Source organism: Thermococcus sp. 4557, assembly GCF_000221185.1.
Lineage (GTDB): Archaea > Methanobacteriota_B > Thermococci > Thermococcales > Thermococcaceae > Thermococcus.
Genome location: NC_015865.1, coordinates 1,787,106 through 1,800,674 on the forward strand (window position 1 = coordinate 1,787,106; position 13,569 = coordinate 1,800,674).

At 56.1% G+C, this 13,569-nt stretch carries 16 protein-coding genes; 8 read left to right on the plus strand and 8 right to left on the minus strand.

Going from position 1 to position 13,569, the window contains the following annotated elements; genetic code table 11:
* Positions 1-73: 73 nt before the first annotated feature.
* Positions 74-922: a carbohydrate kinase gene (locus GQS_RS09495; protein WP_014013469.1), complete on the minus strand. Its 849-nt coding sequence runs from the start codon at positions 920-922 to the stop codon at positions 74-76.
* A 122-nt stretch (positions 923-1,044) separates the two neighbouring features.
* Between GQS_RS09495 and GQS_RS09500 the strand changes: the two genes are divergently transcribed.
* Genes GQS_RS09500 through GQS_RS09510 form a run of 3 tightly spaced genes read left to right on the plus strand, consistent with a single transcriptional unit; the run spans position 1,045 to position 2,787 of the window.
* Positions 1,045-1,365, plus strand: coding sequence for a Gar1/Naf1 family protein (locus tag GQS_RS09500; protein ID WP_014013470.1), 321 nt, complete (start codon positions 1,045-1,047; stop codon positions 1,363-1,365).
* A 6-nt stretch (positions 1,366-1,371) separates the two neighbouring features.
* A complete protein-coding gene (locus GQS_RS09505) occupies positions 1,372-2,283 on the plus strand; it encodes a transcription initiation factor IIB (protein ID WP_014013471.1) in 912 nt (303 codons plus the stop codon).
* A gap of 9 nt (positions 2,284-2,292) precedes the next feature.
* On the plus strand, positions 2,293-2,787 hold the full coding sequence (locus GQS_RS09510) for a metallophosphoesterase (RefSeq protein ID WP_014013472.1): 495 nt from the start codon (positions 2,293-2,295) through the stop codon (positions 2,785-2,787).
* Positions 2,788-2,828: 41 nt separating this feature from the next.
* Here GQS_RS09510 and hpkB read toward each other — a convergent pair whose 3' ends face one another.
* Complete coding sequence (hpkB, locus tag GQS_RS09515) at positions 2,829-3,032, minus strand: archaeal histone HpkB (protein ID WP_014013473.1); 204 nt, start codon at positions 3,030-3,032, stop codon at positions 2,829-2,831.
* Positions 3,033-3,423: 391 nt separating this feature from the next.
* Between hpkB and rbcL the strand changes: the two genes are divergently transcribed.
* From rbcL to GQS_RS09530, 3 genes are all read left to right on the plus strand, one after another.
* Complete coding sequence (gene rbcL / locus GQS_RS09520; protein ID WP_014013474.1) at positions 3,424-4,758, plus strand: type III ribulose-bisphosphate carboxylase; 1,335 nt, start codon at positions 3,424-3,426, stop codon at positions 4,756-4,758.
* 97 nt (positions 4,759-4,855) lie between these two features.
* On the plus strand, positions 4,856-5,437 hold the full coding sequence (locus tag GQS_RS09525; protein WP_014013475.1) for a thymidine kinase: 582 nt from the start codon (positions 4,856-4,858) through the stop codon (positions 5,435-5,437).
* 81 nt (positions 5,438-5,518) lie between these two features.
* Entirely contained in the window at positions 5,519-6,115 is a 597-nt protein-coding gene (locus GQS_RS09530; RefSeq protein WP_014013476.1) for an ArsR family transcriptional regulator, read from the plus strand.
* 47 nt (positions 6,116-6,162) lie between these two features.
* On the opposite strand, the gene GQS_RS09535 is transcribed toward GQS_RS09530, so the two are convergent.
* Both GQS_RS09535 and GQS_RS10960 read right to left on the minus strand, forming a co-directional pair.
* Entirely contained in the window at positions 6,163-6,366 is a 204-nt protein-coding gene (locus tag GQS_RS09535) for a 30S ribosomal protein S17e (protein WP_014013477.1), read from the minus strand.
* Positions 6,367-6,459: 93 nt separating this feature from the next.
* Complete coding sequence (locus GQS_RS10960; RefSeq protein ID WP_014013478.1) at positions 6,460-6,603, minus strand: hypothetical protein; 144 nt, start codon at positions 6,601-6,603, stop codon at positions 6,460-6,462.
* A 90-nt stretch (positions 6,604-6,693) separates the two neighbouring features.
* Between GQS_RS10960 and GQS_RS09540 the strand changes: the two genes are divergently transcribed.
* Positions 6,694-7,113: a DUF371 domain-containing protein gene (locus tag GQS_RS09540; protein WP_048056576.1), complete on the plus strand. Its 420-nt coding sequence runs from the start codon at positions 6,694-6,696 to the stop codon at positions 7,111-7,113.
* Here GQS_RS09540 and GQS_RS09545 read toward each other — a convergent pair.
* The 3 genes from GQS_RS09545 to GQS_RS09555 are packed head-to-tail and all read right to left on the minus strand — an operon-like array spanning position 7,110 to position 11,351.
* Positions 7,110-8,021, minus strand: coding sequence for a glycoside hydrolase family 130 protein (locus tag GQS_RS09545; RefSeq protein ID WP_014013480.1), 912 nt, complete (start codon positions 8,019-8,021; stop codon positions 7,110-7,112). The genes GQS_RS09540 and GQS_RS09545 overlap by 4 nt on opposite strands.
* Positions 8,008-9,870, minus strand: coding sequence for a glycogen debranching N-terminal domain-containing protein (locus GQS_RS09550; RefSeq protein WP_014013481.1), 1,863 nt, complete (start codon positions 9,868-9,870; stop codon positions 8,008-8,010). Before GQS_RS09550 ends, GQS_RS09545 begins: the two co-directional genes overlap by 14 nt.
* A gap of 2 nt (positions 9,871-9,872) precedes the next feature.
* Positions 9,873-11,351 (minus strand): L-fucose/L-arabinose isomerase family protein, encoded by a 1,479-nt coding sequence (locus GQS_RS09555; RefSeq protein ID WP_014013482.1) that lies wholly within the window; start codon positions 11,349-11,351, stop codon positions 9,873-9,875.
* Positions 11,352-11,439: 88 nt separating this feature from the next.
* Between GQS_RS09555 and GQS_RS09560 the strand changes: the two genes are divergently transcribed.
* A complete protein-coding gene (locus tag GQS_RS09560) occupies positions 11,440-12,390 on the plus strand; it encodes a carbohydrate kinase (RefSeq protein ID WP_014013483.1) in 951 nt (316 codons plus the stop codon).
* Here GQS_RS09560 and GQS_RS09565 read toward each other — a convergent pair.
* The gene (locus GQS_RS09565; RefSeq protein ID WP_014013484.1) at positions 12,369-13,511 is read right to left on the minus strand and encodes a glycosyltransferase; all 1,143 of its coding nucleotides are present in this window, start codon (positions 13,509-13,511) and stop codon (positions 12,369-12,371) included. The genes GQS_RS09560 and GQS_RS09565 overlap by 22 nt on opposite strands.
* Positions 13,512-13,569: the final 58 nt, after the last annotated feature.

Genomic DNA, 13,569 nt, shown 5'->3' on the forward strand with positions numbered 1-13,569 from the left:
CACCTCAGGGAAGTCTCTCATCATTTCTCAGTATGCTGACGTTTCATCATTGGTGGACAATTGGTGGACATAGTTATTCATGAAGATTTATATCGTTAATCCTCTCGACCGTGACTCTCCTCGCCAGCTCGTTCACTTCATCCATAGTGAAGTCGAAGCTTCTGCGCTGGAGGAAAAGGGCCGTGAAGGCGCTGGCCCTCTTGAGTGCTTGAATGAATGGGCAGTCGTGGTAGAACATGGCAAACGATGCCAGGAAAACGTCGCCCGCGCCGGTGGATTCCTCCACCGCAACCCTGGCCGGGGTGTAGGCGTATTTCCGTCCCCGGAGGTATGCCTGACCCACATCGGCACCCCGGGAGATTAGAAGCACTTCTATTCTGTCGGGGTCGATGTTTCTTACGAGCTGGGCCTCGGAGACGTCGGCGTGAAGAACCTTCAGCCCGTTGAAGATGCCGCCGTCTATCCCCGTCAGCTTAAGTCTTCCCGGATTGGGCGACCTGATGAACCCCTGGACGTCCGCGACAACGAAGTTGCTCCTCCTTTTGGCGAGTGCAACGGTTTCGGGTGGAATCTCGCCTGCAACTGGGTTGAGGATGATTATATCGTAGTTCCCGCGTGGCATGTCGGTTATTCTCTCCGCGACGGAGAGGAGGCTGAGTTCCCTCGTGTTCCCGTCGAGATAATGGAGCCGGTAGGAGGTGCTGCTCTCCGCGGGTATCGTGTGGAGTACTATGCCTTTTTCTTCAAGTTCCCTGAGCCAGCTTTCGGGAAAATCCTCACCAACGCTGGTCAGGATCTCGACCGTGCAGAATCTGGACAGGGCCATCGCGGAATAGTATGCCCCTCCCCCCATGCGGTGTTCAATTCCAGAACCCTTGACGATGATATCCCTCACGAGATGGCCGACGATGAGGCACCTCATTTTGCCCGCCCAATCTTTATTGTTAACCACGCTTTCCATAAAAACCTTTTGGAAATTTTCCGAAAAGTTTATAAGGGCAAAAACGAAAAGCTTAAAAGGATATGTCCTTTTGGGGTGGGGCTATGAAGCGCCTGGGTAAAGTTTCTCACTATGCAAAGCAGGGTTTCCTGGTTCTCAGGACTGACTGGGTGCCTTCGCTCAACGACCCGGTGGTTGACAAAAAGCTCACCGTGGTCGGTGTAGTGAAGGATGTCTTCGGGCCGGTTAAGAGGCCCTACGTGGCCGTCAAGCCGCGGGTCAAGAATCCCGAGAGCTACATCGGTGCGCTGCTGTACGTTGATTCCTCTAGGAAGAAATCCCGGCCAGGTAGAAAATCCAGGTCCGGGAAGAAGCGTTCCAAGGGCGGAAAGGCAAGACGCCCTGCCCCCAGAAAGAGGGGGTGAGAGCTTTTGGCTGATAAGAATGTATGTCCGGTTTGCGGCTCCGATAAGCTGTTTTATGACCCAAGGAGAGGCGAAATTGTCTGTTCTGTCTGCGGTTACGTTGTTCAGCAGAATGTCGTCGATGAGGGTCCTGAGTGGCGCGCCTTCGATCCCGACCAGAGGGCCAAGCGCGCCAGGACCGGTGCGCCCATGACGCTGATGATCCATGATAAGGGCCTCTCCACCGACATAGACTGGCGCGACAAGGACATACACGGCAACCAGATAACCGGAATGTACCGGACCAAGATGCGCCGCCTGAGGATGTGGCAGAGGAGAATGCGCATAAACGACGCGGCCGAGCGTAACCTCGCGTTCGCACTAAGCGAGCTGGACAGAATGGCCGCCCAGATGCGCCTCCCGAGGCGCGTCAAGGAGGTCGCTGCCTCGCTCTACAGAAAGGCCGTCATGAAGAAGCTCATCCGCGGGCGCTCGATTGAGGGGATGGTCTCCGCGGCGCTCTACGCGGCGTGCAGGATGGAGGGCATTCCCAGGACTCTCGATGAGATAGCGGCCGTTTCGAAGGTCACGAAGAAGGAGATTGGAAGGAGCTACCGCTTCCTTGCCCGCGGCCTCAACCTCAACCTCCGCCCGACCAGCCCGATTGAGTACGTTGACCGCTTCGGCGATGCTCTGAACGTGAGCGCCCGGACGAAGAAGAGGGCCAAGGAGATACTCCATGAGGCCATAAAGCGAGGCATAACCAGCGGCAAGGGCCCCACAGGACTTGCGGCGGCGGCGCTCTACGTGGCTTCCCTCCTAGAGGGTGAGAAGAAGACCCAGCGTGAGGTGGCGGAGGTAGCGCACGTAACCGAGGTCACCGTGAGGAACCGCTACAAGGAACTGGTGGAGAAGCTCAACATAAACGTCCCGATATGAGGGATGTCCGTGCTTATAGCGGTGACGAGCGACACCCATTACGGCGATAAGACCCGAAACCCTCCTTCCCTTCTTTTCCAGCACCTTGAGGAGAGAATGCCGGATTTGATACTCCACGCTGGCGACGTTACGTCCCATGAGCTTCTGGAGGAGCTTGAGGGGTTCGCGCCGGTAATAGCCGTTCGGGGGAACGCTGATTACCTCAACCTCCCCGAGGAAAGGGTCGTCGATGCAGGGGACATTGAAATCGGCCTTCTCCACGGACACCAGTTCTTCTCGCTCAACGCCCAGTTCCTGACGCTCAAAGCCCTCGACATGGGGGTCGATGTTCTCGTATTTGGCCACACGCACCGTTTCTACCACGATACTTACTCGATCCACGGGAAAAGGGTGGTTCTCCTCAACCCCGGCTCGCCAACGTTCCCCAGGATGGATTCGGCTGGCTTTGCACTCCTTGAGGTCGATGGAGAAAGCGTCCGGGTCGAGAGGGTGCGCTTCTGGTGAAGTGAACTTCCAGAAAAGCTAAGGAAGGAAAAGAAAGGCCATCAGCTCTTGATGGCGAGCTTGATGTCCTCGGCCTTGACGGTCTTCCTGCCGGCGTGGTGGGCAAGGTCGACCGCCTTCCTGGCGATCTCCATGGCCTTCTCCTCGAGGTGCTCGGCCAGGAGCTTGGCGGCGTCCTCGCTGACGCGGGCGGCGCCGGCCTTCCTTATCAGCCTGTCAACTGGGGCAATCGGCAACTCAGCCATTTTCCCAACCTCCTAAACGTTGTTTTGCAGGTATCTGCGTTTTATTCTAGGAAGGAAGGCCTATATAAACTTTTCGGAAACAGGGCCTTCTGGGGGCGATAATCGGCTGTTTTTGGGTGGGGTGTTTAGAAATTCGGCATCCTTCGCCTGCCACCTTATGAACGGCCCAATACAAACCCGAGGGCAAAGTTTTGAAAACGCCCATCTGTCCTTAAAAACTAATTCACTGACTGGACAGAGCTTTGATTTTCAAAAGCGGGGCGGAAGTTTGGGGCGTTGACGCAGTAAAAGTGTCCCCGATACTCATATAGGGGCAGGAGTGTCCCAATAATGAACCATAGCATTTTTATAGGTGGCCGTATAATCTCCGAGTTACTCAGGAGGTGAAAGCATGGTAGAGAAGTTTGACGAGATATACGACTACTACGTGGACAAGGCCTATGAGCCCAATAAAAAGAGGGATATCATAGCCGTGTTCCGCATAACCCCCGCGAAGGGCTACACCATCGAGGCGGCCGCCGGTGCAGTCGCCGCCGAGAGCTCAACTGGAACCTGGACGACGCTCTACGAGTGGTATGAGAAGGAGAGGTGGGCCGACCTTTCCGCCAAGGCCTACGACTTCCACGACATGGGCGACGGCAGCTGGATAGTCAAGATCGCTTATCCCTCTCACGCCTTTGAGGACGGAAATATGCCGGGCTTCCTCGCGAGCATAGCGGGCAACATCTTCGGAATGAAGCGCGTTGAGTGGCTCCGCTTGGAGGATATATACCTTCCGGAGAGGTTCCTCCGCAACTACCCCGGTCCGAACTTCGGTATCGAAGGCGTCAGAAAGAAGCTGGAAATATACGACAGGCCGCTCTACGGTGTCGTCCCGAAGCCGAAGGTCGGCTACTCTCCGGAGGAACTTTACAAGCTCGCCAACGACCTCTTCTTGGGTGGAGCTGATTACATCAAGGACGATGAGAACCTCACGAGCCCCTGGTACAACCGCTTCGAGGAGAGGGTGAAGATCGTCACAAAGGCTATGGAGAGGGCCGAGAACGAGACCGGCGAGAAGAAGACATGGTTCGCCAACATTACGGCCCCCATACTGGAGATGGAGGAAAGGCTTGAGATACTTGCAGACTACGGAGTTCCACATGCAATGATCGACGTCGTCGTTCTGGGATGGGGCGTTCTCGACTACATAAGAGAGCTGGCAGATGACTACGGCATCGCGCTGCACGCCCACAGGGCCATGCACACAGCCTTCGCCAGGAACCCGTACCATGGCATATCGATGTTCGTCCTGGCGAAGCTCTACCGCCTTATAGGCGTTGACCAGCTCCACATCGGAACCGCCGGTGCGGGCAAGATGGAAGGGGAGAAGTGGGAGGTCATCCAGTACAAGAGGATAATCACGGAAGACCACTACGTTCCGGACGAGAACGACGTCTTCCATCTTGAGCAGAAATTCTACCACATCAAGCCCGTCTTCCCGACGAGCTCCGGCGGCCTCCACCCCGGCAACATCCAGCCGGTCATAGACGCCCTCGGAAAGGACATCGTCCTCCAGCTCGGCGGTGGAACAATGGGTCATCCTGACGGACCGAAGGCCGGAGCGATGGCCGTCAGACAGGCCCTCGACGCCATCATGCAGGGCATCCCGCTCGACGAGTACGCCAAGAGCCACAGGGAACTCGCCAGGGCCCTCGAAAAGTGGGGCCACGTCACCCCGGTCTGACCGGTTTGACGGCTTTTCTTTCCCATTTTCGTCTCCCGTTCAACTTTTCGCCCGGAGGAGATTTAACGGGTGGATGTGTTCTTCTTCCGGTGGTGTTATGGTTCATCCTGGTGGATTCTTGGAGGTCATAACGGGACCGATGTTCGCGGGCAAAACCACCGAGCTTATAAAGAGGATAGAGCGGCAGACCTTCGCCAAGAGGAAGGCCGCCCTCTTCAAGCCCAGCATCGACAACAGGTACTCCGAGGATGACGTGGTCGCCCACAACGGTCTCAGGTACGAGGCCTTCGTCGTCCCCACGAACGAGGAGGGCGTTGAGCTCATTGAGAGGATTACCCTGGATGAGGGCTTCGAGGTAATCGGGGTGGACGAGGTTCAGTTCTTTCCGCAGGTGATAGTCGAGACTCTGAACCGCCTCGCCGACGAGGGAATCTACGTGATTGCGAGCGGCCTCAACCTCGACTTCAAGGGGGACCCCTTCCCTGTGACCAGGGATCTCCTCGTTAGGGCCGACAACATCGTCTACCTCACCGCGGTCTGCACGGTCTGCGGGAAGCCCGCGACCAGGAGTCAGCGTCTTATTGATGGGAAGCCGGCCCCGAGGGACTCCCCGATAATCCTCGTCGGGAGCAGCGAGAGCTATGAGGCACGCTGCAGGGAGCACCACTTTGTTCCGTAATCCCTCAATTTTTCCCCAGTTCACCGAAAAGCTTAAAGTAATCTTTTCTTACATCAGGTTAGGGAAAGGGGGTGAGAGGCCATGGAGTCAAATAAGAATATGGGGAGGCTGCTTGACATACTGGGAAACGAGACCCGCAGGAGGATACTCATCCTGCTCACCAAGAGGCCTTACTTTGTGAGCGAGCTGAGCCAGGAGCTCGGGGTCGGTCAGAAGGCCGTCCTTGAGCATCTTAGGATACTCGAGAGCGCCGGGCTCATAGAGGGAAGAACCGAGAAGATACCTCGCGGCAGGCCCAGAAAGTACTACACGATAAAGAGGGGCTTCAGAATGGAGGTACTGCTCACCCCGTACACCTTCGGCACTGAGATGTACGAACCGAAGGCCCCCAGGCGGACCAGGGAGTACAACCAGGCCAGGGCTCTCATAAAGTCCACGGAGCCCGCTGACGCCAAGATAGACGAGCTCCTGACGTTTCTGGCGGAGATACAGGAGAGGATAAATGAGATAATCCGGACAAAGCAGGAGCTGGAGGAAGTCCGCCTGCTGACGGAGACTTACATAGAGAATTTCTTCAGAAGGGTGGCCCAGGAAAACGAGAGGGAGTTCGAGAGGCTCCTGAAGGAGTTCGCCCCCAGACTGCCGAGAAAGATACTCGAGGACCTGGAAAGCTTTTAGGAACCGGACAGAAGGGTCCGAAGGGAATAAATCCTAGAAAAGGGGCATCAGAGCATCTTGCCCTCTTCCTTCATCCTCACGAGCTTGGTTATGTAGCCGGCTATCCTGTTCCTGATGGTCTTGCTGGTGACGTTGGTGAGCTCCTCGACCTTCTTCTTGTTGTGCTCGAAGTCCTTGGTGAACTCGTTCGGGTAGCGGTCAAACAGCTCGCGGGCGGTTCTCTTGATGAAAGTCTGCTTGATGTTTCCCATCATCAATCCCCCCATTATCTTGACTCTGACAACCGTAACCCAAATCATGAAAGCCCTTTTAAAGGTTTTCCCACGTGGTGGGAAGAAAAGGAATCATCTTTTCCTCCTCAGCCTCTCGGCGATGTTCGCGTTTGTCCTCTTTGGATAGACGATACCGAGGGAGTTAATCCTAATCACCGCGAATCCCGCGTGAACCCTAATGACGCCCCGCAGGAGGTTCCTCCATGAGCGCCCCATCCACCATCACCTCAATCCAATATAGTATGAACGTGGATTCACCTATAAGTGTTTCGGGACGTTTATAAGGCCCCACGAAAACCCCCGATCATGATGAGGGAAATCATCCGCTGCAAGGGGCACGAGAACGTAAGGGCAACCCACAAATCGACGCTTGAGTTCACGAAGGAAAACTACCTCACCCCGAGGGGGGACTGCATACTGTGCATCGAAGCGGACAGAGGAATAAACGACCTGAGCGAGGAGTTTAAAGCAGCTCTGCGGGCTGGAAAAAAGCTTCTCATTAGGATACGTGTGGGGGATTTGGTTGATGAAGTCCTGGCAGAGGGTAGCGGTGAACTTATTCTCGACCACGACTACTCCATGGTTATCCGAAAGAGCGACTACATCGATGCCAGAACCCTCGCCATAAAGGCAAATAAGGCCGCGAGGGACATAGACCGGCGCATCGTGGAGCTTCTGAAGAGCCCCGAAAGGACAGCAGAGATTGAGCTGATAATTCTGGATTAGTCCTCTTTCCTCCTCCAGTCCCCTATCGCCAGACCAACGTGCCTGTCCGCTCCCCCGTAGTAGAGGTAGTATCTGCCCCCATGCTCTACCATAGCCTCGGCGAAGACCACGTTATCAACCCATCCATGCAGCTCCCACTCGAAGGTCGGCCTGAGGATGGGCTTCTCGGTTCTCCAGATGAGCTTTCTTGGCTCTTCCCAGTCGAAGAGTGCGACGTGCGTGTAGTAGACGAGCTTTCCGTCCTCGTGGAAGGCCTCGCTGTGTATCAGGAGTATCCCGTCCTCCGTGAGGATTGGCGGAGGTCCGGGTTCAACGAGATAGCCCCTCGGCCTCAGAACGGGCTCCCTCTCGTACTCCCAGTGGATGAGGTCCTTTGAATAGGCGAGCCAGACGTTGGAGTCGCCGAAGTACATGATGTAGTAGCCCTCGAAGGGTCCGGACTTCATCTTCTCCGTCAGTATGGCTCCGCTCTTTGTCCAGTTGAACCTTCCGTTCTTGGGGAAAGGGAACTCCTCGAAAACCACTCCGTGCTTCTTCCAGTTCAGAAGATTCTTCGAGGTGGCGATGCAGAGCCGTGCCGTCTTTCCATCGTAGCCGGTGTAGGTCATGTAGTAGGTCTTTCCAATCCTCACGACGCGAGGGTCCTCAACGCCGAGCTTCTCCCACTCGTATTCGGGCTCCATAACGGGCTCCGGGTGTCTGATGAAGTTGATCCCATCCTCACTCAGCGCCAGCCCGATTCTTCCGGTTATCTTCTCCCCCTTAGCCTCCGCACGGTACAGCATGACCACCTTTCCCCGCCTCTTGACCACCGCGGGGTTATAGGTGTTCTTTGAGTCGAATCCCTCATCTGAGGGAGAAAGCATGGGTTTTGAGAGTTTTTCAAACCTGAACTCATAGGGATTCAACGCTAACGCCCCCATCAGCAACTACGAGGTACCTCCTTCCTCCAAACGAAACCCCTCTCAGAACGATGCTCGTTCCCTCCGCCGGCCGGACGGTAAGCTCATCCCCCGCCTCCATCCCCAGCGCGGCGGTAACGAAGGCGAAAACGCTCGCCGCGCTCCAGGCCTGCGGGGAGTTGGCCCTCGGAACGGGAACGAGCTCGTTTAGGCCGCTGTACAGCTCCGGAAGCTCCCTCTCCGGCAGAAGCTTCGCGGCATCGAAGACGGCATCCATGAGTGCCTTCGCCATGTCCGTTCTTCCAATCCTCGCCAGGCCGAGGGCTATCAGCGCGTTGTCGTGCGGCCACACGCTTCCGCGGTGGTAGCTGAACGGGTTGTAGGCTTTCTCCTTAGCGCTCAGGGTTCTTATGCCGTACCGGGAGAGCATATCCGGCCGGAAAAGCCTCCCCGCGAGTTCCTCCTCGTGCTCGGCTATACCCGTCAGGAGCAGGTGTCCCATGTTGGAGGAGACGACTCTAAGCGGCCTTCCCTCTCCATCAAGCGCGAGGGCGTAGTACGAGCCGAGCCAGAAGTCGCGGTTGAACCTTTTCTTCAGCTTTTCCGCCTCTGCGAGAAGGGTCTTTTCATCGAGGTCGGTCAGGTCAAGCTCCCCCGCAAGTTTAAGCGCCCAGTAGGCGTAGCCCTGCACCTCAACGAGCGCTATCGGCGGCTTTGGAAGTTTCCCTTCCTCGTCAATTATCGCATCCCTTGAATCCTTCCATCCCTTGTTGCCGAGTATCCCCGGAACGTAGGTTATGTACCCATCATCGAGCTTTCCGAGTATCCACTCGACAGCATCGGTCAGGTTCGGTCTCAGTTCCTCGATTAATTTTCTGTCCCCCGTCCAGCGCAGGTACTCACCCGCCAGCGCCACGTAGAGTGGAGTGGCATCCACCGTGCCGTAGTAGGGCGCGAAGGGAACCTTCCCCGACTGTGCGAGCTCCCCGAGACGGAACTCATGGGGTATCTTCCCCGGCTCCTCCTCGTTCTTCGGGTTAGTTCTCTTTCCCTGGAGCCGCCCGAAGAGTCTCAGCGTGCCGGCGGCGTATTCGGGGTAATACGGCAGGAGAAAGAGTGAGGTTATTATCGCGTCCCTTCCGAAGGGACAGGCGAAGTACGGAATTCCTGCAAGGGGAACCGGCCCGAAGCGCGTGAATAGCGTCAGGGCGTTTATGTTCTCAACCGCCCTCTCGAATACTCCGTCTATGAAGAGTGAGCCGGTGAAGGCGACGTTTTTTATCGTTCTCTTTTTCTCTGCGAGTATCTCCGAGATCCTGCCCTCGATTTTGGGGATGAAGCGGACGTAGAGGACTGCCTTCCCGAGGGGAGGTATCTCAAGTTCCGCCCTTAGGAGGTTCCCCTCCCTTCCCATGTTGGTCTCGATGAAGAGGCTCCTCCTTCCGGAGGGGCTCTCTTTGATGTACCTTCCGCCGACTGGGGCTATCGCCTTTCCGCTCTTCAGCCCCATAAAGCCCCTGACCTGGAATATGTCCTCAATGGGAGCCTCGTAGGAGTACCTGACCTTGACACCGAGCGGTTCTTCCGACGTGTTGTAGAAGGAGAGCTTTTCCTCGTAAATCCCGTCCAGCGTTCTCAGCCTCACCAGGATTCCCCATTCGCCCAGGGAGAAGTGTGAAACCGCCCGGGTGAAGGTTGACGATGCCCCGATGAAGCCCGGTTCCGGAGAAACCTCAAGCTGGGCCTTTCTGACGAATCTGGTGTCGAGAAAATAAAAGCCGTCGTAATGGGAGGGCATGTTCCCCCTCTCATCGCTCAGGACAAAGGCCCCGTTGCCGGCTAGGATGGTTTTCATCGTTATCCCTCAAGGAAGGACTTTACATCCCCCGGATCACCAAGGTTAATCGCCTTTACTCCCCAGAGCCTCGCGGTAAAGCGGAGCTCCTCGGTGTAGTCACCGGGAACCAGCGAGAGGTGGTTGGCCCCCATGGCCGAGATGAAGGTTTCTTTGTCGAGCGGGTTCCTTATGGCCGTATGCGGCCACTGCTTGCCCCATTTGAGCTTCGACTCCATCTCCTCCGTTATCTCAAGGCCCTCCGCGAGGAAGTAGAGGAGGTAGTACTCTCCCCCGCGACGTATGAGCCTCGCCACGGTAAACTCCGCCGGAGGGGTTCTGTAAGTTAGCGCCCCGCCGCTCGCCCCCTGGCACTGTCCCTGGATTATAGTAGCTTTGAGGTTCTCCTCCGGGTTCTCGCTCAGCCTCGCGTAGTAGAGCGATGAAGCACCGCAGTTGGCTATCATGACGACCTCATCGTCCACGTACTTTATGTCCCCGAAGAGCGGCGGCTTTCCGCTCAGATAGAAGAGGAGCGCCGAGCTTATCGTGCCCTTGACGTCGCCCTCACACGTGGCCGGGATTACCTCCTTCTCGCCCTCGGCATCGAGGTTGAACGGGAACAGCGCCGGAATCAGGCAGGCCGTAACGCCGTAGATCTCGCTCAGCTCCGGCTGGCACTTTATCGAGACTGCCGAAACACCTTTCTGCTCGCTCCAGCTCTCCTTTGCGGCTAGGTAGAGTGCTATCTGTCTCCTCAATGCCTCGGGTGTCAGCATGAGGTCATCAAACTTGACTTCCGTTTTCTCGGTCAGCCAGTCGTAGAACTCCTCCACGCGAATCCTCAGCTTCTCGTCCGAGAGCATCTTCTCCGCCTTCCTTACCAGAACGTACTGGTCGAGGGTTATGAAGTCGCCGACGATCCTCTTAAGCCTCGGCAGGTCGTCCATGAGGTGCTCCATCCCGAGGGTGTAGGGTGCACCCCAGAGGAGAATGGACTTCCTGGAGAGCTTTGAGACGACCTCGACGGCTCTAACCCAGGCCTTTACCTTTTCAACGTCCCCCTTGAGGCGGACGTGGTTCAGCGCGTACTCGTTCACCGCGCTCTCCCAGAGCGAGGCCCCGACAGATGTGACGCACGTGGTTCCTGCCCATGCCGGATCGTCGTCGGCGTAAAGGAGTATAGGCCTCTTGGTTTCCCTGACCAGTGCCGTAACGAGGTTGCTCTCCGTCCAGTGCCAGAGGCCGGCTATTATTCCCGAGACGGAGCTTCCGGCTATGATTTCTCCCGCCTTAAAGCTCTCATCCATCGAATCTACCCCGAAGTTCTTACCGGCTTTGAGGGCCTCGTATTTTCCAAGCCTCTCGTTCACGTCGAGAACCTCAAAGCCGGCCTTCCTCAGCTCCACGATGAGGGCCGAGTGCTTCTCCATCAAAGCCCTCTCGCGCTCGATCGAGAGGGCCGTTGGTCGAGGGTCGGTGAAAGTAATGAGGGCTATCACGGGCATCACCTTGAAGGGAATCGGCAAAAACTCATATATAATGGTTGTGTTATAAACCACTTGAAATGGTTGTATTTTGGTGGTAGATATGATCGTTTCGATCGGTGAAGTACTCATAGATTTCATAGCCCTCCAGGAGGGGAAGCTTAAGGACGTGAAGTCCTTCGAGAAGCATCCCGGCGGTGCTCCCGCAAACGTTGCGGTTGGTCTTTCAAGGCTCGGCGTTGAGAGTGCCCTCGTCAGCAAGGTCGGCGACGACCCCTTTGGGGACTTCCTGCTCGAAAGGCTTCGTGATGAGGGTGTAAAGACCTACGTATCCCGGGATGCTGAAAAACATACTGGCGTTGTCTTCGTTCAGCTCATCGGTGCCAAGCCGGAGTTCATTCTCTACGATGGCGTTGCTTACTTCAACCTGAAGCCTGAGGACGTGGAGACGGCCCTTCTTGAGAACGCTGAGACAATTCACTTTGGCACCGTGCTCTTCGCCAGGGAGCCCTCTCGCTCGACGCTCTTTGGAATTTTAGAGGAACTTAAGGGAAAGGTTCCACTGAGCTACGATGTCAACATAAGGCCCGACCTCTGGCGCGGAAGGGAGGGAGAGATGCTACGGGATATTGAGAGGGCCCTCGGGCTGGCGGATATAGTTAAGCTCGGCGATGGGGAGCTGGCGTACCTCCGGGACAACGGAATAAACCCTGAAGACTTTGACTTCAAACTTCTCGCGGTGACCTTAGGTGAGAAGGGCAGCGAGCTGATGAGTGGAGACGCTAAGGTTCACGTCCCTGCTTATAGAGTCGAACCGGTTGACACCACCGGAGCAGGGGATGCCTTCACAGCTGCCCTCTTAGCCGGCCTTCACTACTCGAACCTGCTCGGTGAGGGGACCATCGATGAGGAGCACCTCAGAAAACTCGGACGCTTCGCAAACCTCGTAGCGGCGCTCTCAACAACCCTCAGGGGGGCCTGGAGCGTTCCAAAAATGGAGGAAATAGCGATAATGAGGGAGTTCAGGGAGCTCTACCAGCGCTCTAGGAGGTAGTCCTTCTCCTCAAGGAATACCTTCGCCCTCTCCTCTATCAGTTTTTCGGCCTCAAGGGTGCTCATGTCCATCGTTCTCTTGACAAAATCAGCAGTCTTTGCGAAGTACAGCGGCACGAGGGGTTCCGCCTCGGTTAGAATTCCGTTTTTGTACGCCACCGCCCCGTCGTAGAGGACGTGGCTCCAGAGTCTGTCGTCGAACTCGAAGGTCTTGAGTGAATCCACCACTCCCTTGAGCGTCTCTTCGTCCAGTGCCCTCCTCAGCACCGGCTCGTGCTGGGCAAAGAGCTCCTTTGCCCTTATCTCCAGGAGCTCTAAGGTCACCTTTACGGACTCGGGTTCACCTTTCTCAAGCTCCCCGAAGACCGGAACGGGCTCTATCGTTCTCACGTCCTTCCAGACGTTCTCGTACTTCTCCATCAGCATGAACAGCGTTCCGACGACCTGGTTGAACATGGGGCCGAGCGATGCCGCCGGATCCTTGGGGTCGTGTATCTTCATTCCAAGGGCCGTCTGGGTGATTTTGAAGCCCCTCGCTATGGCCGTCGTCGTCAGGAATATGTCCACGCCGAAGCGAGCAACGTGCGTCTTCCAGACCTCCTCATCTTCGAGGTATACTTCCATGAGCTTTCTGCTCACTCCAAAGTCTCCACCTATCGGCTGCCTGACGTTCTTCCCGTAGAGCGAGGCCGTCATTGGGTAGGCTATGTTGTTGGTTATGGTTCCGTCCCACTTGTGCCTTATGTAGAGCGGTGCCACGAAGTCGTAGCCCTCCGCGATGGGCTTGGCGAAGCGGTATATCCACTCGGGGGTTATGCTCCTTAAATCGCTGTCAACGAAGACGAGTGTATTTGCATCTCTTTCGAGGGCGAACTCCATGAGCTCCTTCATGGCGCTTCCCTTCCCCGGGATGGGCCATCTGTAAACGAAGCTGTGAACCTCGACACCATCCGGAACCTCTGTTCTCAGCACAGCATCCCTCGTCCCATCGGTGCTTCCTCCGTCAGCGTTGACGACGATTCCCCCTCCGAAGTACTTCTTCAGCCCCTCGGCGGCCTGCTTAACGACAAAAGAGATTGTTTCCGCGTTGTTGTAACTGGGAATTCCAACGATAACCCTCATCCTTTCACCCCCATAAATTTACAACCATTTAAAGTGGTTTATTTTGAAAAAGGTTATA